Annotated in this window: 21 protein-coding genes; 15 read left to right on the top strand and 6 right to left on the bottom strand. The window is 69.3% G+C overall.

The annotated features are described in order from the left end of the window. The first annotated feature begins 96 nt into the window (after window positions 1–96). Together ACXC9Q_RS16455 and ACXC9Q_RS16450 are read left to right on the top strand one after the other, a co-directional pair. Window positions 97–765 carry a response regulator gene (locus ACXC9Q_RS16455; protein WP_405068308.1) on the top strand — a complete coding sequence of 223 codons (669 nt, stop codon included), beginning with the start codon at window positions 97–99 and terminating at the stop codon, window positions 763–765. After that, a complete protein-coding gene (locus ACXC9Q_RS16450; protein ID WP_457057370.1) occupies window positions 762–1,931 on the top strand; it encodes a GAF domain-containing sensor histidine kinase in 1,170 nt (389 codons plus the stop codon). Before ACXC9Q_RS16455 ends, ACXC9Q_RS16450 begins: the two co-directional genes overlap by 4 nt. 9 nt (window positions 1,932–1,940) lie before the next feature. On the opposite strand, the gene ACXC9Q_RS16445 is transcribed toward ACXC9Q_RS16450, so the two are convergent. Together ACXC9Q_RS16445 and ACXC9Q_RS16440 are read right to left on the bottom strand one after the other, a co-directional pair. Continuing rightward, entirely contained in the window at window positions 1,941–2,936 is a 996-nt protein-coding gene (locus tag ACXC9Q_RS16445; protein ID WP_457057369.1) for a class I fructose-bisphosphate aldolase, read from the bottom strand. Window positions 2,937–2,971: 35 nt separating this feature from the next. Further along, window positions 2,972–3,871 (bottom strand): LysR family transcriptional regulator, encoded by a 900-nt coding sequence (locus ACXC9Q_RS16440; protein WP_457057368.1) that lies wholly within the window; start codon window positions 3,869–3,871, stop codon window positions 2,972–2,974. Between the two features lie 109 nt (window positions 3,872–3,980). Here ACXC9Q_RS16440 and ACXC9Q_RS16435 point away from each other — a divergent pair, with 109 nt between their 5' ends. The 3 genes from ACXC9Q_RS16435 to ACXC9Q_RS16425 are packed head-to-tail and all read left to right on the top strand — an operon-like array spanning window position 3,981 to window position 6,867. Next, window positions 3,981–5,441, top strand: a complete 1,461-nt coding sequence (locus tag ACXC9Q_RS16435) for a form I ribulose bisphosphate carboxylase large subunit (RefSeq protein ID WP_457057367.1) — start codon at window positions 3,981–3,983, stop codon at window positions 5,439–5,441. A gap of 31 nt (window positions 5,442–5,472) precedes the next feature. Continuing rightward, on the top strand, window positions 5,473–5,898 hold the full coding sequence (locus ACXC9Q_RS16430; protein WP_328519001.1) for a ribulose bisphosphate carboxylase small subunit: 426 nt from the start codon (window positions 5,473–5,475) through the stop codon (window positions 5,896–5,898). 51 nt (window positions 5,899–5,949) lie between these two features. Further along, on the top strand, window positions 5,950–6,867 hold the full coding sequence (locus tag ACXC9Q_RS16425; RefSeq protein WP_457057366.1) for an AAA family ATPase: 918 nt from the start codon (window positions 5,950–5,952) through the stop codon (window positions 6,865–6,867). Here the strand turns inward: ACXC9Q_RS16425 and ACXC9Q_RS16420 are convergent. Next, window positions 6,861–7,439 (bottom strand): hypothetical protein, encoded by a 579-nt coding sequence (locus ACXC9Q_RS16420; protein WP_457057365.1) that lies wholly within the window; start codon window positions 7,437–7,439, stop codon window positions 6,861–6,863. The two genes, ACXC9Q_RS16425 and ACXC9Q_RS16420, sit on opposite strands and share 7 nt — an antisense overlap. Window positions 7,440–7,579: 140 nt before the next feature. Here ACXC9Q_RS16420 and ACXC9Q_RS16415 point away from each other — a divergent pair, with 140 nt between their 5' ends. Together ACXC9Q_RS16415 and ACXC9Q_RS16410 are read left to right on the top strand one after the other, a co-directional pair. Then, complete coding sequence (locus tag ACXC9Q_RS16415) at window positions 7,580–7,954, top strand: BlaI/MecI/CopY family transcriptional regulator (protein WP_457057364.1); 375 nt, start codon at window positions 7,580–7,582, stop codon at window positions 7,952–7,954. A gap of 16 nt (window positions 7,955–7,970) precedes the next feature. Further along, window positions 7,971–8,393 (top strand): cupin domain-containing protein, encoded by a 423-nt coding sequence (locus ACXC9Q_RS16410; protein ID WP_457057363.1) that lies wholly within the window; start codon window positions 7,971–7,973, stop codon window positions 8,391–8,393. A gap of 105 nt (window positions 8,394–8,498) precedes the next feature. On the opposite strand, the gene ACXC9Q_RS16405 is transcribed toward ACXC9Q_RS16410, so the two are convergent. Beyond that, window positions 8,499–9,329: an LLM class F420-dependent oxidoreductase gene (locus ACXC9Q_RS16405; RefSeq protein ID WP_457057362.1), complete on the bottom strand. Its 831-nt coding sequence runs from the start codon at window positions 9,327–9,329 to the stop codon at window positions 8,499–8,501. A 105-nt stretch (window positions 9,330–9,434) separates the two neighbouring features. After that, the gene (locus ACXC9Q_RS16400) at window positions 9,435–10,181 is read right to left on the bottom strand and encodes a phosphotransferase (RefSeq protein ID WP_457057361.1); all 747 of its coding nucleotides are present in this window, start codon (window positions 10,179–10,181) and stop codon (window positions 9,435–9,437) included. A 355-nt stretch (window positions 10,182–10,536) separates the two neighbouring features. Between ACXC9Q_RS16400 and ald the strand changes: the two genes are divergently transcribed. The 7 genes from ald to ACXC9Q_RS16365 all read left to right on the top strand — a co-directional run bounded on the left by ald (window position 10,537) and on the right by ACXC9Q_RS16365 (window position 17,769). Next, window positions 10,537–11,652: an alanine dehydrogenase gene (ald, locus tag ACXC9Q_RS16395; RefSeq protein ID WP_457057360.1), complete on the top strand. Its 1,116-nt coding sequence runs from the start codon at window positions 10,537–10,539 to the stop codon at window positions 11,650–11,652. After that, a complete protein-coding gene (gene xerD / locus ACXC9Q_RS16390) occupies window positions 11,649–12,581 on the top strand; it encodes a site-specific tyrosine recombinase XerD (RefSeq protein WP_457057430.1) in 933 nt (310 codons plus the stop codon). Before ald ends, xerD begins: the two co-directional genes overlap by 4 nt. 681 nt (window positions 12,582–13,262) lie before the next feature. Next, the gene (locus tag ACXC9Q_RS16385) at window positions 13,263–14,174 is read left to right on the top strand and encodes a ParA family protein (RefSeq protein ID WP_328519012.1); all 912 of its coding nucleotides are present in this window, start codon (window positions 13,263–13,265) and stop codon (window positions 14,172–14,174) included. After that, on the top strand, window positions 14,159–14,539 hold the full coding sequence (locus ACXC9Q_RS16380) for a hypothetical protein (protein WP_328519013.1): 381 nt from the start codon (window positions 14,159–14,161) through the stop codon (window positions 14,537–14,539). The genes ACXC9Q_RS16385 and ACXC9Q_RS16380 overlap by 16 nt, the downstream gene beginning before the upstream one ends. A 2-nt stretch (window positions 14,540–14,541) precedes the next feature. Then, window positions 14,542–15,525 carry a segregation and condensation protein A gene (locus ACXC9Q_RS16375; RefSeq protein ID WP_457057429.1) on the top strand — a complete coding sequence of 328 codons (984 nt, stop codon included), beginning with the start codon at window positions 14,542–14,544 and terminating at the stop codon, window positions 15,523–15,525. Further along, window positions 15,522–17,045, top strand: coding sequence for an SMC-Scp complex subunit ScpB (gene scpB, locus ACXC9Q_RS16370; protein WP_457057359.1), 1,524 nt, complete (start codon window positions 15,522–15,524; stop codon window positions 17,043–17,045). The genes ACXC9Q_RS16375 and scpB overlap by 4 nt, the downstream gene beginning before the upstream one ends. Beyond that, window positions 17,035–17,769, top strand: a complete 735-nt coding sequence (locus ACXC9Q_RS16365) for a pseudouridine synthase (RefSeq protein ID WP_457057358.1) — start codon at window positions 17,035–17,037, stop codon at window positions 17,767–17,769. Before scpB ends, ACXC9Q_RS16365 begins: the two co-directional genes overlap by 11 nt. A gap of 242 nt (window positions 17,770–18,011) precedes the next feature. On the opposite strand, the gene ACXC9Q_RS16360 is transcribed toward ACXC9Q_RS16365, so the two are convergent. Next, a complete protein-coding gene (locus ACXC9Q_RS16360; protein ID WP_457057357.1) occupies window positions 18,012–18,953 on the bottom strand; it encodes a hypothetical protein in 942 nt (313 codons plus the stop codon). Window positions 18,954–19,079: 126 nt separating this feature from the next. On the opposite strand from ACXC9Q_RS16360, the gene pafA reads away from it, so the two are divergent. Continuing rightward, the gene (pafA, locus tag ACXC9Q_RS16355) at window positions 19,080–20,441 is read left to right on the top strand and encodes a Pup--protein ligase (RefSeq protein ID WP_457057356.1); all 1,362 of its coding nucleotides are present in this window, start codon (window positions 19,080–19,082) and stop codon (window positions 20,439–20,441) included. Window positions 20,442–20,448: the final 7 nt, after the last annotated feature.

Genomic DNA, 20,448 nt, shown 5'->3' with positions numbered 1-20,448 from the left:
TGCCGCGCCGATCGCGCCCTCACCCGCCCGGGTGGAGATGCGGGTGAATCCTCGTGATCGTGGGGGAATCGTGCTGTCTCCGCTTACTCTTGGCCCATGCCGGCCACGACTCCGACCCCGCTGCGACTCGTCCTGGTGGACGACCACGAGATGGTGCTGCACGGCCTCGTCGCGATGCTCGGCCATTTCGTCGACCAGGTGGTGGTCACCGGCCAGGCGACGACCGCGGCGGAGGCGCTCACGCTGGTCTCCGACGAGCGGCCCGACGTCGTGCTGTGCGACGTACGGATCGGCAAGGAGAGCGGGCTCGACCTCTGCCGCCAGATCACCGCGCAGTATCCGGAGACCAAGGTCGTGCTGCTGACGGTGTACGACGACGAGCACTACCTGTACCAGGCGCTGAGAGTCGGTGCGTCGGGCTACATCCTCAAGCGGATCGACGGTCAGGAGCTGGTCGGGCATCTGCGCCGCGTGCGTGAGGGCGAGACGGTCATCGACCCTGCGCTGGCCGGACGCGTCGCACTGTCCGCCGCCAGGCTCAGTGCGGGCGAGTTCTGGCCGGGCGCGCACCTCGGGCTCACCCAGCGCGAGTCGGAGGTCCTGGAGCTGCTCGTCTCCGGCCACTCCAACCGAGGTGTCGCGAGCAAGCTCGTCGTCAGTGAGGACACGGTGAAGACCCACATCCGTGGCCTGTACCGCAAGCTCGGGGTCTCCGACCGCAGCGGCGCCATCGCCGTCGCGCTTCGCGAGGGTCTGTTCCATTGACCGCCGAGACGGGGCCCGTCCCCTCGGCGGCCGAGCTCGCGCGACTCCTCGAGGCCGACGGTGTGCTGCTGCTCGCCAGCGACGGTCAGGAGCTCACGGTCGCCGACATCTGGCCGCCCCACCCGTCGACCGCCGCGCTGAGCATGCCGGTCGGATTCGGAGTGACGGGTCTCGTGGCCCGCAACGGCACGCCCGTCGTCCTTGCCTCCGACTCGCCGCGTAACGCGCTGCACCGGCAGTTGCTCCGTCTCGAACCCCGGCAGACCGTCGCCAGGATGTGTGTTCCGCTCCCAGGGCTCGAGGACCACATCGTCGGAGTGCTGGCGGCCCATCGCAGTCCGCGCGTTCCCTTCGGTCCGGCCGACCTCGCCCGCGCCGAGCGGTACGCCGCAGCGCTCGGTCTGCGGCTGCACGCCGAGCAGCTGTGGCTGGCGGTGAACCGGCACCGGACCGAGCGGGATCGCCTGATCAAGCAGGCCATCTCGGCTCAGGAGGCCGAGCGCCGGCGGATCGCCTTCGACCTGCACGATGGGGTCACGACCGCGCTGGCGTCCATGTCGTTCCACCTCTCGGCCGCGGACATGACCGTGTCCGAGCTCGCCGTACGCGACTCCGCGGGCGGAGTTCCGGAGGCTGAGCTGGCGCGAGCGCGGGCCGAGTTGGTGAGCGCCCGGGAGCTGGCCGACCTGGCCTACCACCAGACGCGGGCCGCGATCTCCGGCCTGCACAGCCTGGTCCTGGACGACCTCGGCCTGGTCGCGGCGATGGAGTCCCTGGTGCAGATGGCGGCGGGTGGCGAGAGTGCTCCGTCGATCGACCTGCTGGTCGATCCCGCGGCGACCCTCGACGACATCCCCGACCATGTCGCCGCGGCGCTCTACCGGATCGCCCAGGAGGCGCTCGCCAACGCGGTCAAGCACGCCGAGGCCGATCGCGTCGTACTGTCGCTACGGCGGGTCGGCGACTCGATCGTGTTCGGCTGCGCCGACGACGGCAAAGGGTTCGACCCGGAGGAACGGCGGACCGCCCGCGCGGGCGACGCGGACGGTGCGCAGCACTTCGGGCTCAGCTCGATCGCGGAACGCTGCGCGCTGATCGAGGCGTCACTGCGGATCGAATCGATCCCCGAGCGAGGTACGACGGTCCTGGTCGAGCTGCCCTTCTGAGCCCACGGTTCAGCGGGTCGCCTGACCGGCCCGACGGCAGTTGTCCACCAGGATCTGCTGGGCTTTCGGCACATTCCGGGTTTCGCCACCCCAGGCGCTCAGAGCATCGCTCACCAGAGCGCGCCCGAAGGAGAACGTGACCGGCCACGCGCGGTCGCCGAGTCGGTGCAGTTCGCGGAGAGACTCGCACACATGGCCCGTCGGCTGGCCACCGGAGAGGAACGCGATCCCGGCCAGCGCCTCGGGCACCGTCTCGGACAGTACGCCGAAGGTGGCAGCGGCTATCGTCCGCGCGGTGGCTGCCGGGGCGTCGAGGCCGGGAGTCACGAAGTTCGGCTTGAGGACGACGCCGGACAGGTCGACGCCGGCCTGCGCCAGCTCGTCGAACAGGGTGCGCAGGGCAAGGTTCGATGCCTGCGCCGACGCACCCAGATCGTGGTCACCGGTGCACAGAACCTCCGGCTCGACGATCGGGACGATGCCGTGCTGCTGGCAGAGAGCGGCGTACCGGGCGAGCGCGTGACCGTTGGCCCGGGCCGAGTACGGCGTGATCGTGGCGACGTCGAAGACCGCGCGCCACTTGGCGAACGCGGCCCCGCGTTCGGCGTACGACGCGAGCCGGTCACCCAGCCCGTCGAGCCCTTCGGTGACCAGCGCGCCACCGCCACCGGGCAGCCTGCTCGTGCCGGTGTCGACCTTGATGCCGGGCAGGATGCCCAGCTCGCGTGCGGCCTGGGGGAACGGGCGGCCGTCGGCCAGCTCCTGCCCGAACGTCTCGTCGGACCAGATCACCCCGCTGACCCAGTCCGAGAGCCCATCGGCGGTGATCAGCAGTTCGCGATAGTCCCGCCGGGCGGTCGGGCTGGACGGAATGCCTTCCTGTTCCAGCCGGGACGACATGGTCTTGATGGATTCGTCGGCGGCCAGGATGCCGCGACCGGCATCGGTCATCCGACGGGCGGTGTCGGCGAGAGTGGGGAGATCGGTGCGCAGCGTCGTGGTCATGCAGTGCAGCATCGCCCGGCGCGGCACCGCCGTACTCACCCCTGGGGGCGAGACCGGGTGTGAAACGCCGCCGCCCCCACCCGGCCGGCATCGCAGACGTGGCGGAGGAACAGCCGGCTCGCCGCGGTCGGTTCGGCGGTCGTGCACAGATGCCACGGGCGATCGACAGGAGTCCCGGGTACGCCGTACGTCGCAAGCTCACCGGCGTCGAGTTGACCGCGCACGGCCTCCTCGTGCACCAAGGTCAGGCCCAGTCCCTGGCGCGCCGCGGCGACCGCTGCCCCCGAGGTCCCGAGGGTGAGCAGCGGTGGCGCCGCCTGCAGCCGGGTCAGCAGCGACAACGTCGTGTCCCGGGTGCCCGAGCCCTGACCGGTGAGCAACCAGGTGCTGGTCAGTGGATCGTCGTCGCGTCCAGGTCGGCCGACGAGCACCAGCCGGTTGGCCCGGCGGGCGCGGGTGACCAGGCCGGAGCCGCGCGGCGGCCGTCCGGCCAGCACGACATCGACGGCATGGTCGCGGGCCTGGGCGAAGAGCTCGTCCCGGGGGAGGACCGACAAGGACAGCTCGACCTGCGGATGCTCGTCGACGAACGAGGCCATCAGGCGGGGAAGGACATACTCGCTGGCCGTCGCCACCGCCCCGATCCGGAGCCGGCCCCGATCGGCGTCGTGCACCGCACCGGCCGCCTCGGCGAGCAGCCCGAGCAGCTTGCGGACGTACGCCGCGAAGGTCTCGCCGGCGTCCGTCGGCACGATGCCGCGCCCGGCCTTGCCGAACAGCGCGGTGCCCAGTGCGGTCTCCAGCGCCGAGATCGCGGCCGACACCGCCGGCGGCGTGACGTGCAGGGTCTCGGCCGCCGCGCGGATGCTTCCGCCTTCGTAGACGGCCAGGAAGGTCTGAAGCCGTCCCCAGGTGGCCGCGGCCGGCAGATCCATGATGTACCTATCCCTTAACAGTCAGCGGAGAAGTTTCAATTGTAGTTGATGCTTCACCGGAGCAGGCTGGTGCCCGAAGGATCACGCACACACCGGATGGGAGCAGCCGATGACGACGACCGAGAACGGCGCGAAGGCCAAGGAGCGCTGGGACCCGGGGGTGCAGAGCTACGCCGGGATGGGCTACTGGAACCCCGACTACGAGCCCAAGGAGACCGACGTACTGGCCGTCTTCCGGGTGGCGCCGCAGGACGGCGTCGAGCCGATCGAGGCGGCGGCCGCCGTGGCCGGCGAGTCCTCGACCGCGACCTGGACGGTGGTCTGGACGGACCGGCTGACCGCGAACAGCCACTACCAGGCCAAGGCCTACAAGGTGGAGGAAGTGCCTGGGCGACCCGGCGAGTACTTCGCCTACATCGCCTACGACATCGACCTGTTCGAGGAGGGATCGATCGCCAACCTCACCTCCTCGATCATCGGCAACGTGTTCGGCTTCAAGCCGCTGAAGGCACTGCGGCTCGAGGACCTGCGGATCCCGGTCGCGTACGTCAAGACGTTCCAGGGCCCCGCGCACGGGATCGTGATGGAACGCGAGATGCTGAACAAGTACGGGCGTCCGTTGCTCGGAGCAACCATCAAGCCGAAGCTCGGGCTGTCCGCCCGCAACTACGGCCGGGTCGTCTACGAGGCCTGCCGCGGCGGCCTGGACTTCACCAAGGACGACGAGAACATCAACTCGCAGCCGTTCATGCGCTGGCGGGACCGCTTCCTCTACGCGATGGAGGGCGTGAACAAGGCGGTGGCCGAGACCGGTGAGATCAAGGGCCACTACCTCAATGTCACCGCCGGGACGATGGAGGAGATGTACAACCGGGCCGAGTTCGCCAAGGAGCTGGGCAGCGTCGTCGTGATGATCGACCTGACCATCGGCTACACCGCGATCCAGTCGATGGCGCACTGGGCCCGGCAGAACGGCGTACTGCTGCACCTGCACCGCGCGGGGCACTCGACGTACACCCGGCAGAAGACGCACGGGGTGAGCTTCCGGGTGATCTCGAAGTGGTGCCGGCTGATGGGTGTCGACCACGTCCACGCCGGCACCGTGGTGGGCAAGCTCGAGGGCGATCCGGCCACGACCCGCGGTTTCTACGACACGCTGCGGGAGGACCACGTCGCGAGGAACCCGGAGAACGGGATCTTCTTCGACCAGGACTGGGCCTCGATGCCGGGCGTGCTGCCGGTCGCCTCCGGCGGGATCCACGCCGGGCAGATGCACCAGCTGCTCGACCTGTTCTCCGACGACGTGATCCTGCAGTTCGGCGGCGGCACGATCGGCCACCCGTTCGGGATCGCGGCCGGCGCCGAGGCCAACCGGGTCGCGCTCGAGGCCATGGTCAAGGCACGCAACGAGGGTCGCGACCTGCTCCGCGAAGGGCCTGATGTCCTGCGGGTCGCCGCCAAGTCCTGCGCCCCGCTCGAGGCCGCGTTGTCCACCTGGGGTGACGTCACCTTCGACTACACCAGCACGGACGCCCCCGACGTCGTCCCGACGGCGACAGCCTCCGTCTAGCCCGATACGCACCGACTCGAGGAGCATCACCATGCAACTGCGCCACGGGACCTTCTCCTACCTGCCCGACCTCACCGACGACGAGATCGCCGACCAGATCCGCTACGCCCTGCGGCACGGCTGGCCGGTCTCGGTGGAGTACACCGACGACCCGCACCCACGCAACGTCTACTGGGAGATGTGGGGCCTGCCGATGTTCGACCTCGCCGAGCCTGACGGGGTCCTTGCCCAGATCAACGAGTGCCGGGCGACGTACCCGAACCACTACGTCCGGGTCCTCGCGTACGACGCGAGCCTCGGGCGTCAGACGACCGCCATGCAGTTCCTCGTGCAGCGGCCCGCCGAGGAGCCCGGCTTCCTGCTCTCCCGGGTCGAGGGGCCGGACCGGACCCAGCGCTACGCCATCTCGTCGTACGCCACGACGCGACCGGCCGGAGCGCGCTACGGGGACGGGTAACAGATGACCGGCTTCGGGTTCCCCCGCACCGCCGGCACCTCGCCTGAGGAAGTGAGCACTGAGGCGGTGGAATCGGTACTGCTGACGGACGATGCCGAGCTCGACCTGTCCGTCGACGAGGCAGTGGCCAGGGTCGAGGAGACCCTGGCCGCCCTCGAGGCCGAGCTCGTCGGACTGGCCTCGGTCAAGCGCCGGGTGCGCGAGATCGCGTCGCTGCTCCTGGTGGACCGGGCGCGACGTCAGTTCGGACTGACGTCGTCCCGGCCGACGCTGCACATGAGCTTCACCGGCGGGCCCGGGACCGGCAAGACGACGGTGGCGCTCCGGATGGCCGCGATCCTGCACGCACTCGGGTACATCCGTGCGCCGCGCGTACACACCGTCACCCGCGACGACCTCGTCGGCCAGTTCATCGGGCACACCGCGCCGAAGACCAAGGAGGCGATCGCGCGGGCCGCCGGCGGGGTGCTGTTCATCGACGAGGCCTACTACCTGTTCCGGCCCGACAACGAACGGGACTACGGGCAGGAGGTGATCGAGATCCTGCTGACCGAGATGGAGAACGAGCGAGGTGACCTGGTCGTCATCTTCGCCGGCTACCCGGACCGGATGGCCACCTTCTTCTCGGCCAACCCCGGCCTGAGCTCGCGGGTGCCGCATCACATCGAGTTCGAGGACTACGACCACACGGAGCTCGTCCAGATCGCCGATCTGATGCTGACGTCGGAGAACTTCCGCTTCGACGACGCAGCCCAGGCCGCCTTCTCGGAGTACCTGACCCGGCGGATGCAGCGGCCGCGCTTCTCCAACGCTCGCAGTGTGCGCAACGCGATCGAGCGGTGCCGGCTCCGCCAGGCCCGGCGGCTGGTCGAGCTGAGACGCCCGCTGCGCAAGGAGGATCTCATCACGCTGACCGCGGACGACATCTTCGGCAGCAGTGTGTTCCTGGCAGCGAGCGACGCTCAGTAGGCCACCGACGTGACCCTGCCCTCCACCTCGTCCCAGAGCGCGTCGAGCTTCGCGCACAGCGTCCGTGCGACGTGGCCCGGAAAGCCGGTGTGGGGCAGGTGCGGGTGGGGACGCGTCGGCGCGGCGGCGACGGCTCGCGTGAACCTTTCCCGCACGCGAGCCTCGTCGTCGGAGTCGAGGTGCTCCCCGAGCATCGCGGCGAGCCGCCGCTCGGCGGCGATGGTCCGCCCGAGGTGGTTGTGGACGCCGGACCACACCGAGGGCCACGGCACCTGGATCGTCTGGGCCTGGCCGTACTCCTTGGCCTTCGCCCGTACCAGCGTCCGTTCCAGCCGCCGGATCGCGCGCAGGTGGTCGCGCACCTCGGCCCGCCCGGCCGGGAGATGCCGCGCGACCGGCGGAAGCAGGATCCAGGTCGCGGCGGCCGTGTGCCGGCTGGCTTGGGCGAGGAATCTGTCGGTGTTCATCCGCGTCTCGCCGGGCTGGGCCGGCGACCCGCGGTGGGCGGCTGTCCGCAGCAGCGTCAGCAGCGCGGCATGGCGACCTTCGACTTCGCTCAACAAGGTTTGCATGGTGCACCTCGCGGGTTCGGGGCTGGGGTGCTCCGAGTCTCCGAGCCGTTTCACAAGTGCACAAGGTTGATCTTCGGCTCACCCGTCCGCTCACCCCTCCGGGGCAGGGGGCCGGCGGAATCCGCCGGTACAAAGAGAGCGTGGACACACGGACCGGCTCGCCGGCGCGACGCGGCGCCGGTGAACTCGAGAGCGAAGTGCTCGCCGCACTGTGGGCCGCCGAGAGACCGCTGTCTCCCGTCGAGGTGCAGGCCGCGATGGCCGGCAACTTGGCCTACAACACGGTGCACACCATCCTGACCAGGCTCGGCCGGAAGAGCCTGGTCGCCCGGGTGCAGGCCGGGTGCCGCGCTCGCTACCGCCCGACCAAGGGCGCCGCGGAGTTCGCGGCTGAGCAGATGCGGACCGCACTGGGCCAGGGCTCGGATCGCCTGGAGATCCTGCACCGCTTCGTCCGGGCCCTCGACCCGGCCGACAAGGCCACATTGCGAGCGCTGCTCGGCGACCCGGGGTAAGTCCGAGAATGGCGTCATGGACAAGCCGGAGTTGGCGACGTTGCTGGACCTCGAGCCACATCCGGAAGGCGGGTGGTTCCGGGAGACGTGGCGATCGGCGGTGGAGTTCGAGCCGCCGGGGTACGGCGGCGCCCGGGCCAGTGCTACCGCGATCTACTTCCTGTTGGGACCGGGAGAGGAGTCGCAATGGCATCGCGTCCGGTCGGCGGAGATCTGGCTGTGGCACTCCGGTGGCCCGCTGACGCTGGAGTACGGCGAGACACCGGACGTGGCCGAGGCGGTCACTCTCGGGCCGGATGTGGCGACGGGGCAACAACCTCAGGTGGTGATCCCGGCCGGCGCATGGCAGGCGGCACGGCCGGCCGGAGGCGCGGCCGTGCTGGTGTCGTGCGTGGTGTCGCCCGGCTTCGACTTCGCCGACTTCACGCTTCAGCGCTGAAGCGGCCGGCCCGGGATCACATCTGCCGTACGGCGCCCGTTCTGGCCGGGAATCAAGGGGAGCCGTCCGGCGAACAGGCGCGTCGTCGGACGGCTCCGAAACCCCCTACCGGAGAACGGTCGCCAGGGCCTCGTACCCGGGCAGCAGGTCGATTCCTTCCCGGCCCAGTTGCTGGATTACGACGTGGTCCGCACCCGCGTCCAGGTGGGCCTTCAGACCCGCCGCGATCTCGACCGCCGTGCCGTGCAGCACGAGCGCGTCGACCAGCCGGTCGCTGCCGCCGTCGGCGATGTCCTCGTCGGTGAACCCCAGGCGCTCGAGGTTCGAGACGTAGTTGCTGAGCTGCAGGTACGACGCCAGATAGTCGCGACCGGTCGAGCGCGCGATCTCCGGGTCGGTCTCCAGCACGACCTTCTGCTCCGGCGCCAGCAGCACACCGCCGCCGAGCGTACGGCGTGCTTCCCGGGTGTGCTCGGGCGTCGTCAGGTACGGCAGCGCGCCCGCGGTCCGGGTCGCCGCGAGCTGCAGCACCTTCGGGCCGAGCGCGGCCAGCGCCCGCCGGTCGACCGGGACCTTCGCGTCGTCCAGGTCGTCGAGGTAGCTGACGATGGTCTGGTACGGCGACCGGTACGCGCCGGTGCGCTCCGGGTGACCGATGCCGACCCCGAGCAGGAACCGGCCCGGGTAGTCGTCCTCCAGCCGGTGGTACGACGCCGCCACGTCGGCCGCCGGCGTCTTCCACATGTTCACGATGCTGGTGCCGACGGCAACGGACTTCGTTGACGCCAGCAACACTTCCGCATCGCGCAGATCGGCCTCCGGGGAGGCACCCAGCCACAACGCTCCGTACCCGGCCTGCTCCAGCCCCGCCGCCAGTTCCGGACCCCAGTGCTGGGGTCCGTGCCAGACCCCGTACCGTCCCAGTTCGACCGCCACGCCGTACTCCTCTCGTCGTCCTACTCAGGGTGCAACTGGGAGCGGGCGGGCTCCATTCCAAGCATCCCTGACCGGCTGGAGGGGCCGTCAATGATCGCTGTCACGTCAGAGGTGGGCGGCGATCTCCGAAACGCGGCGCCGCAGGTCGGTCAATCGACGCTCGGTGCGCTCGGGCTCGCCGACCGTGGCCAGATTGAGCATGCCGGGATCGCCCGCGACCTGCCCGGCGCGGATGACGCGCGCCGATCGTTGCGCCCGGATCGGAGCGCCCTCGAGGATCTGCAGTGGCGTGAACACGTCACCGCCGTACGCGTCGGCCATCAGGCGCAGCCGCGCGGCCTGGTAGGCGGGATCCATCGGCATCGCGAGGGGGACCGTGTTCCACGCAGTGAAGGCGATGTCGTCCAGGGGGACGCCCGGGCCGGCCATGTCCCAGTCGATCACGCCGCTGAAGCCGGACTCGGTGCCGATCCAGTTGTAGTACCCGTAGTCGTGCATGCAGATGATCTGATCGGCGGCGAGTTCGCCCCGGCTGGTCCGCCAGACGATCTCACCCTTCGGCCGGTACGACGCCACGACCCGGTGGTACTCGGCCAGCCAGCGCATCGCGTCCGCGAGCACGTCGTCGGGTACTTCGGGGCCGTACGACGTACCCGGGAGGTAATCGAGGATCTCGCGGCCCTGGTCGTCGAACCCGAGCACCCGCGGGAGGCCGGTCAGGCCGGCGTCCGCCAAGTAGTTGAGCAGGCTGTGAACTGCCGGCGTCCACGCGCCGGTCGCGCGCCGTACGGTGTCGCCGACCCGGACCGCGCCACCGACGTTGCCGCCCGGGAGGGCGATCTCAGCGTCCATGTCAGAACCTTCCTCGAAGCGATTGAAATGCGGGTACTGGAAGAGCACGGACCGTCGCCCTTCGGGGCAGTGCAAAACTGGGGTTAAGACAGAAGTAGAGATTGCGTCAAGATTGCGCAAAGCCTGCGGGGTAAGGGATTCCGGTGTAAACGTCACGGACTGCCACCGCGTCTTACAAGAGTGTAACCGAACCGCCGGGGGGTGTTCCGCGCGTCGTGCAGCGATCAGACCATCCGTTCAGCTGGTATGAACCTTGCGGGCTTACACTCGGCAGCGACCTGGCATCACCCCTCACGCCGGGCCGCGGACACAACGACGTGGGCCGCACACCTGGATTGTGAAAGAAGGGCGAGTTGTGAAGGTCGGAGTTCCGAAGGAAGTCAAGAACCACGAGTATCGGGTGGCGATCACCCCGTCCGGCGTGCACGAGTTCGCGCGCGCCGGGCACGAGGTTCTGATCGAGCAAGGCGCGGGGGACGGTTCGCTGATCCCCGATGACGAGTTCGTCGCGGCCGGGGCGCGGATCGTGCCGACGGCGGACGACGTCTGGGCGGACGCTGAGCTGGTGCTCAAGGTGAAGGAGCCGGTGGCCGAGGAGTACCACCGGATGCGCAAGGACCAGGTCCTGTTCACCTATCTGCACCTGGCGGCCAGCGCCGAGACCACCGAGGCGCTGCTGACGTCGGGTATCACCGGGATCGCCTACGAGACGGTCCAGCTTCCGGACGGATCGCTGCCACTGCTGGCCCCGATGAGCGAGGTGGCCGGCCGGCTCGCCCCGCAGGCCGGCGCCTACCACCTGATGCGCAACGGCGGTGGCCGCGGTGTGCTGATGGGTGGCGTCTCCGGCGTGCACCCGGCCCGCGTGGTGATCATCGGCGCGGGCGTCGCCGGGATGAACGCGGCCGCGATCGCGCTCGGCATGCAGGCGCAGGTGCAGCTGTTCGACCGCAACATCGCGCGGCTGCGCGAGGCCGACCGGATCTACCACGGTCACCTGCTGACGATCGCCGCGAACTCGTACGAGATCGAGCGCGCGGTGCTCGAGGCGGACCTGGTCATCGGCGCGGTGCTGGTGCCGGGCGCGAAGGCGCCGAAGATCGTCACCAACGACATGGTGCGGCGGATGAAGCCGGGCAGCGTGCTCGTCGACATCGCGATCGACCAGGGCGGCTGCTTCGAGGACTCGCACCCGACCACGCACGCCGACCCGGTGTACAAGGTGCACGACTCGCTGTTCTACTGCGTCGCGAACATGCCCGGCGCGGTGCCGAACACCTCGACGTACGCACTCACCAACGTGACCCTGCCGTACGCGATCGAGCTGGCGAACCTGGGCTGGCGGGAGGCCCTGAAGCTGGACCACAGCCTGGCGCTCGGCCTGAACACGTTCGACGGCCACGTCACCTACGGCCCGGTCGCCGACGCGCACAACCTGCCCCAGCGGAAGCTCGACGAGGTGCTGGTCTGAGCATCGCCCGGGCGGTCGGCGCGTACCTTGACCACCTGACGGTGGAGCGCGGCCTGGCTGCGAACACCCTGGCGTCGTACCGGCGTGACCTGCGCCGGTACGGCGACTACCTCGCGGACGCCGGGATCGACGACCTCGGCCGGATCACGGAGGCCGTGGTGAGCGACTTCCTGATGCGGTTGCGGGAGGGCGACGCCGACCATCCGCCACTCACCGCATCCAGTGCGGGCCGGACTGTGGTCGCCGTCCGCGGATTCCATCGGTTCTGTTTGCGGGAAGGGCTGACCGCGGTGGATCCCGCGGCCGCGGTCAAGCCGCCGGCGCCGCCGCAACGGTTGCCGAAGGCACTGTCTGTGGACGAGGTGACACGCATCCTTGCCGCTGCCGCCGGGGCGGAGGCGGAGCCCGCCGTGCTGGCCACCCGGGACGCTGCGCTGCTGGAGTTTCTCTACGGCACCGGTGCCCGCATCTCCGAGGCGGTCGGGCTGGACGTGGACGACATCGACCTTGAGGCCGGTGCGGTCCTGCTGCGGGGCAAAGGCAGTAAGGAACGCGTCGTCCCGGTCGGGTCCTACGCCCGCGAGGCGTTGTCGGCGTACCAGGTCCGCGGCCGTCCAGACTTGGTACGGCGAGGGCACGGCACGCCGGCGCTGTTCCTCAACGCGCGGGGCGGTCGACTGTCGCGGCAGAGCGCGTGGACGGTACTGCGCCGGGCCGCACAGCGCGCGGGGATCCCGAAAGAGATCTCACCGCACACACTGCGGCACTCCTTCGCGACACATCTACTGGACGGCGGTGCCGACGTCCGCGTGGTCCAGGAGCTCCTGGGCCACGCCTCCGTCACGACCACCCAGGTCTACACCCTGATCACCGTCGACAAACTCCGCGAGGTCTACGCAACGTCACACCCGCGTGCGCTGTCCACCTGACCAACCCCAGCCCGCCCGCCCCCACACCTGCCCGCCATTTGATGGGATCTCCGGCTCTCCTGCTGATGTGTGGGTGTGATCCGGTGGAGTGATGTATGGGCACGGCGGGCTCTGCCTGTGGGGTTGTTGGTGGGGGCCGGGGTGGACTGGGGAGGGAAATGTCCCTTTACGGGGGTAAAACCCTCCCCGGACTGGCCAGGGGTTCGCGTCGTACGAGCGGCTCGTGAAACGGTAGACCCGATGCGACCGATCCGGGGACGGTGTGCGATCATCTGACTACGGTTGGTCATCCGGACGCGGTGATCGGCCGGGTCCGGAGCTTTGTCGACAAACAGCCCCACCCCGGTGCGGAGTGGCTGGTTGAGAGTGCTTGAATGCACGCTTACAGTCGCTGGGATCGCCCGTATCGGTTGAAAGGTTTGACGAGTCATGAACGAGTCGACATTCCCGGGCACCGAGCACCTGCCGACCCCGGCCCGACCGATAGCGCCGACGGTCGCTCAGGCGGGCGCTGCGCCGTACCAGTCCACCTCCTACGGCCACGAGCCGCCGGCAGGCAGGCACGCGGCCCCGACGCAACCGGCGGCAGCGCAACCGAACGAGGCACAACCGAACAGCACCACCTCTCCGCGCCCGGCGCAGCCGCAGCGGAACCTGACCCCACCCGACAACTATGCGGAGATGCCGAGGCCGACGGCCAAGCTCACCGCGGAGGACATCGCACCTGTGAATGACGCGCACGGTCCGAGGAACAAGATCGGACCGACCGGCCGGCCGGTGCCCGACCTGCCAATGCCGCAGCGGCCGACGAAGACCGGTCCGGCGCAGGTGATCGCGATGTGCAACCAGAAGGGTGGCGTCGGCAAGACCACCACCACGATCAACCTCGGCGCGGCGATCGCCGAGACCGGCCGCAAGGTGCTGCTGATCGACTTCGACCCGCAGGGCTCGGCCTCGATCGGCCTCGGCGTGCAGCCGCACGACCTGGAGCTGTCGGTCTACAACCTGCTGATGCAGCGCGACATCACCCCGGACGAGGTGATCCGTCCGACCCGGGTGGAGAACCTCGATCTGCTCCCGGCCAACATCGACCTGTCCGCGGCCGAGGTGCAGCTGGTCCAGGAGGTCGCCCGCGAGTACACCCTGCAGCGGGTGCTCGAGCCGATCGTCCCGAACTACGACGTGATCCTGATCGACTGCGCGCCGTCGCTCGGCCTGCTCACCGTGAACGCGCTGACCGCGTCGAACGGCATCGTCGTACCGCTGGAGTGTGAGTTCTTCGCGCTCCGCGGGCTGGCCATGCTGACCGACACGATCGGCAAGGTGCAGGACCGGCTGAACCCGAAGCTGGAGATCGTCGGCATCCTCGGGACCATGTTCGACGGGCGTACGACGCACGCCCGTGAGGTGCTCGACCGGGTCGTCCAGGCCTTCGACGAGCGCGTGTTCCACACTGTCATCCGGCGTACCGTCAAGTTCCCCGAGACCACGGTCGTCGGCGAACCGATCACGACCTACGCCCCCTCGTCCCAAGCGGCTACCCAGTACCGCGACCTTGCCAAGGAGGTGCTGGCGCGTTGTCCCGCCGGGTGAGCCTGCCAGGTGCCAGTGAACTCTTCGGGGGTGCGGCACCGAAGCAGACCAGACCCGAGAAGCGCACCACCACTGACGGCCCGGCGCCGGGCGGAGTCCGCGCGCGCACAGCCGTCGTCGACGACCGCAAGTCCAGCGGTCGGGTCCGGCACGACACGAAGATCACCGTGTACGTGACGGAGGAGGAGCTGCTCGGCCTGGAACAGACCAGACTCGCGCTGCGTGCCGAGCACGGGTTGATGGCCGACCGCGGCCGGATCGTCCGCGAGGCGATCGACGTCCTGCTGGCCGACTTCGTCGACCACGGGCCGGACTCGGTGCTGGTACGGCGGCTCAAGGCCGCGGAGCTCAAGGGCCCGGAGTGACCGTGTCCTCGGACTCGCTGCCCTTGGACCTGCCCTCCACCGACGGTGGGTCGACTGTTGCTGAGGGCAAGGGGTTCAGCGTCCACCTGGTCAACTTCGAGGGACCGTTCGACCTGCTCCTGCAGCTGATCAGCAAGCACAAGCTCGACATCACCGAGATCGCCCTCTCGGTGATCACGGACGACTTCATCGCCCACATCAAGGCCCTCGGGCCGCAGTGGGACCTGGACCAGACGTCGGAGTTCCTGCTGATCGCGGCGACCTTGCTGGACCTCAAGGCCGCTCGGCTGCTGCCGAAGGGCGAGGTCGAGGACGACGAGGACCTCGCGCTGCTGGAGGCGCGGGATCTGTTGTTTGCGCGACTGCTGCAGTACCGCGCCTTCAAGCAGATCGCGGCGCTGGCGCAGGAGCGGATGGCGCTGGAGGCCCGGCGCTTCCCGCGGGCCGTCGGGATGGAGCCCCGGTTCGCGGAGCTGTTGCCGGAGGTGCTGCTCGGGATCGACCCGGCCGGACTGGCCGCGCTGGCAGCACGTGCGCTGGCGCCGAAGACCGACGTACCCGAAGGTGTGTCGCTCGCCCACCTGCACGCGCCGACGGTGACGGTCCGCGAACAGGCCGTGGTGATCGTGGACCGGCTGCGGCGCCAACGCAGTACGACGTTCCGCGCGCTGGTGGCGGATTCGCCGGACACCGTGACGACGGTGTGCCGCTTCCTTGCCTTGCTGGAGCTCTTTCGCGAATCGGCCGTCAGCTTCGACCAGGTGACGCCGTTGGGCGAACTGACCATCCGCTGGACAGGCACCGACGAGGGCGAGATCGACGTCTCCGACGAGTTCGACGAGGAAACCAAACCCGAGCCCGAGGACGGCGAGGCCCCCGTGGTCTCCGACGAAACCACCTTCCTGGAGCCCGGCGAATCCCTCACTGAAGAAGACGACCCCGCCCCCCACCCGGCCGAAGACCCCACCGAGACGGCAAACCAGTGACCGAACCGACCCCGACCACCCCCGAGACCCTCGTCACCGAGAACGCCGCCCCGCTCACAGCAACCCCCACCGCCCAGCTTGCGGACGTAGAACCCGAGCCCACCAACCACGCGGCCCCGGATACGGAGGACGCCACCTCGCCGGCAGAGCCCGGGGAGGTTGGGGAGGTTATTGCCCCCGAATCGGGCAGCAATCCTCCCCAAGCCGGTGCGTCCTCTCCGGGCAACCCGGCTGCTTCCGCGGAGGACGTCGTACGGGGTGATGACGTGGTGGGGGATGAGGACTACCTGCCGCCGGGGCAGACGGAGGTGCCGGTCGGCGACGAGGTGGTGATCGACGACGACACCATGCGCCGGGCGCTCGAGGCGATCCTGATGGTGACGGACGAGCCGCTGCCCGTGCTGACGCTGGCCCGTGCGGTCGGTCGCCCGACGGGAGATGTGTCCGCGGCGCTGGCGACGCTGGCCGAGGAGTACAACGAGCAGGGCCGAGGATTCGACCTGCGGGAGGTGGGTGGCGGCTGGCGCTACTACACCCGCGTCGAGGCAGCGCCGTACGTCGAGCGCTTCGTCCTGGACGGCCAACAGGCGCGCCTGACCCAAGCCGCCCTCGAAACCCTCGCCGTGGTCGCGTACAAGCAACCGGTCAGTCGTGCCCGCGTCTCCGCCATCCGCGGCGTGAACGTGGACGGCGTCGTCCGAACCCTAGTAGCCCGAGGCCTGGTCGAAGAAGCCGGCGCCGACACCGAATCCCAGGCGACCCTCTACCGCACCACCTCGTACTTCCTGGAACGCATGGGCATGCAGTCCCTCGACGACCTCCCCGAGCTGGCCCCCTACCTCCCCGACATGGACGACATCGAGGACGAACTGGCCGCCCAAACCCTTCCACCCACTCCGGAGCCCGCTTCGTCGCCGGACGCAGACGACGAGTCGCGTACGCCGTCTCCCGCCGATGCCGACGTGGAAGTGTCGCCGGCCGTCAGCATCGACGCAGACCTGAACACCACCGAACCCGACGACGACCTCGAGCCGGCCGCCGACGAACGGCAGTCATCAGCCGACGCCGACAAGCCGGCTGAGGAAGTCGAACCCACGGACTGGTCCGGCACGGCGTCCGCCGACCGAGCTGCCGCGCAGGAGTCCGGTACGACGCCCGCCGACGAACCTGCCGCGGACGACCTGGACGACCCCGACACCGGCATCGACGGCGATCTCACCACCGCCGAGCCCATCGACCGCGAGGTCGACCCCGACGACGCCGAGCCGACACCGGCCGACGACGTGGAGACCGGCATCGACGGGGATCTGAGCACCACCGAGCCCACCGACGAAGCGGAGCCGGCAGATCAGGCCGAGCTGACGCCTACCGAGGACGCGGAGTCGGTGGATGAGGCTGAGCTGACGCCTTCCGACGACGCAGAGTCGGTGGACGAGGATGAGTCGGCGCCGGGCGGCGACGTGGGTGGGCGGATGGTCGGGCGTGAGGCGGCGGATTTGGGTGTGCGGGATGGGGGATGAGACCGGGATTCGGTTGCAGAAGGTTTTGGCTCAGGCGGGGGTGGCCAGTCGGCGGAATGCCGAACTGCTGATCGAGCAGGGGCGGGTCGAGGTCGACGGGGTGGTGGTGACCGAGTTCGGGGTGCGGGTGGATCCTGAGGCTTCGGTCATCCGGGTGGACGGGGAGCGGATCCCGCCGGTCAGCGCCCACGTGTACCTCGTACTGAACAAGCCGCGTGGCGTGGTCACGACGATGTCGGACCCAGAAGGCCGGCCGTGCATCGCGGACTACGTGCAGGATCGGCCGGAGCGCCTGTTCCACATCGGCCGCCTCGACACCGACACCGAAGGCCTGCTGCTACTCACCAACCACGGCGAATTCGCCCACCGCCTCGCGCATCCGTCGTACGAGGTCTCCAAGACGTACGTCGCCGAAGTCGAAGGCAACGTCAAGCCCGGAGTGCTCCGCAGACTCCTCGACGGTGTACAACTCGACGACGGCCCGGCCCAAGCCGACACCGTGAAGGTGATCTCCAGCATCCGCGGCCGCACCCTGATCCAGATCAGCCTGCACGAGGGCCGCAACCGCATCGTCCGCCGGATGTTCGACGCCATCGGGCACCCGGTCAAACGCCTCACCCGCACCGCCATCGGCCCCGTCCGCCGCGGCAACCTCCACACCGGCGAGCTCCGCCCCCTGGACCCCAAAGAACTAGGCCAACTCCTCGACATCGTCGACCTCTGATGCCTCGCCAAGAACGTTCAGGTCGTTACCGCACCTGGCTTCCCACTCGGGTCAACTTCCGGGGAGAACCTCGCAACTGCACCGTTCTCCCCACCGCATACCGGGGGTGAAGGGTCCAGATCAGGGGTGAACCCCGGACCTGGCCGCCGGGGACTGCTTCGGGGTGGTGGTCACTCCGGATACCTCGCCGACCTTGCTGGGCGCACCACTAGCACGGCCCGCACAGCACGGGCCGCCGGTGGTTAATCGCCGTACAGCGATGGGGCTTCTGAGCCGCCGGCGTAGTGGCGGAAGTAGGTCTTGTCGGAGAAGGCGGCGAAGGTGCTGCCTGCCTGGCCCAGGCCCTTGATGACTGTCGCGGTGCCGTTGGCGTGGCCGACGGCGTACAGGTAGGCCGTCCGGGTGTCCTTGTCGATGCCGAGCAGCAGAGTGCTCTGGTTGCCGCACTTCTCCGCGATGAGAGTGTCGAAGGCCTGCCAGGTCGACGCGCGGACCTGCATCACGACCGGTGCGCCGGACAGCGGGATCCGGATCGTGTAGAGCGCGCCTCCGCGGGTGTTGGCCAGGAACGTGTCGTACGTCCGGGTCTGGCTGATCAGAGCCATCGTCTTCACCGCGGAGTAGCCGGCGTACGTCGCTTTGTTGCGCCACACGTGCTGGTCCACGGTCCACCGGCTGATAACGCCGCCGTGCAGCGCATAGGTGTTGGTGCGTCCGGAGTACCTCGACTCCTCGAAGTACGTGAACTCGGGAGTCCAGCCGCCGCCGACCCGCCATCGCTTGTTCGAGGCGGGGTCGAGCTCTCCGGTGGTCTGGTCGATCACGTAGTCGAACCCGTACAGATCGTTGACGATGGTGACGTAGCCGCTGCGCCGCAGGCCGGCCGGCGGGTCCGGTTCCAGGCCGACCGCGCTCGCGAGCCGGACCTGGTCGATCGGGAAGAGGCCCTTCGGGCCGACGGTCGGCTGCGTCGTCGTGACGGGCGAGGTCGCGGTGATCTTCTGGAACTTGTGATCGCCCGGGACCGTCACTGCGCCGAGGCTGAGCGAACAAGCCGCGGTCGCTCGCACAGCGCCCGCCTGCGCCGGTCCGGGCAGCAGTGTGGCCGTCAGCAAGGCTGCTCCGAGCAGTGCTCCCGCGGTCCGCATCTTCGTCGTCAACATATCCAGCTCGATGCCGATCACAGGCGAAAGGTTAGGGCTCAAGGGCCTGGTGTTCGGCGCCTCCGGTCGCATCAATGGGGTAACACCGGGGTACGGCGCGCCTGAGACATGGCCCGGTTGTCGGAGCAGCGCCGTAGTGTGGGTGATGTGAACCGGCGAATCTTCGGTCTGGAGAACGAGTACGGCGTCACCTGTACCTTTCGCGGTCAGCGCCGACTGACCCCCGATGAGGTGGCGCGGTACCTGTTTCGGCGGGTTGTGTCCTGGGGGCGGAGCAGCAACGTCTTCCTCCGCAACGGGGCCCGGCTCTACCTCGACGTGGGCTCCCACCCGGAGTACGCGACCGGTGAGTGCGACTCGGTCACCGACCTGATCGCGCACGACAAGGCCGGTGAGCGGATCCTCGAGGGTCTGCTGGTCGACGCGCAGAAGCGGCTGCACGACGAGGGCATCTTCGGCGACGTCTACCTCTTCAAGAACAACACCGACTCGGCCGGCAACAGCTACGGCTGCCACGAGAACTACCTGGTCAGTCGGCACGGCGACTTCGCCAAGCTCGCCGACGTGCTGATCCCGTTCCTGGTCACCCGGCAGCTGATCTGCGGCGCCGGCAAGGTGCTGCAGACGCCGCGCGGCGCGGTCTACTCCGTGTCCCAGCGCGCCGAGCACATCTGGGAGGGCGTCTCCAGCGCGACCACCCGGTCCCGTCCGATCATCAACACCCGCGACGAGCCGCACGCGGACGCCGAGCGGTTCCGCCGGCTGCACGTGATCGTCGGCGACTCGAACATGTCCGAGACCACGATGCTGCTGAAGGTGGCCAGCACCGATCTCGTCCTGCGGATGATCGAGGCCGGCATCGTGATGCGCGACCTCACCCTGGACAACCCGATCCGAGCGATCCGCGAGATCAGCCACGACATGACCGGTCGCCGCGAGGTCCGGCTGGCCAACGGGCGCGAAGCCAGCGCCCTCGACATCCAGGGCGAGTACCTGAACAAGGCGCGCGACTTCGTCGACCGCCGCGAGCTCGGGACGCCCGCGGTCGAGCGGGCGCTGTCGCTGTGGGAGCGGACGCTGAAGGCGATCGAGTCCGGCGACCTGACCGGGATCGAGCGCGAGATCGACTGGGTGATCAAGTACCGGCTGATCGAGCGCTACCGCTCGCAGAACAACCTCGGCCTGGCCAGCCCGCGGGTCGCGCAGCTCGACCTGGCGTACCACGACATCCACCGGCCGCGCGGCCTCTACTACCTGCTCGAGCGCAAGGGCGCGGTCACCCGAGTGGTCGACGACCTGCGGGTCTTCGAGGCGAAGTCGGTGCCGCCGCAGACCACGCGGGCCCGGCTGCGCGGTGAGTTCATCAAGCGCGCGCAGGAGCGCCGCCGCGACTTCACCGTCGACTGGGTGCACCTGAAGCTGAACGACCAGGCCCAGCGGACCGTGCTGTGCAAGGACCCGTTCAAGTCGCACGACGAGCGCGTGGAAAAGCTCATCGCCAGCATGTAGTCGCCGG

Source organism: Kribbella sp. CWNU-51 (genome assembly GCF_054073265.1).
This window is presented reverse-complemented; position numbering and strand designations above follow the sequence as displayed.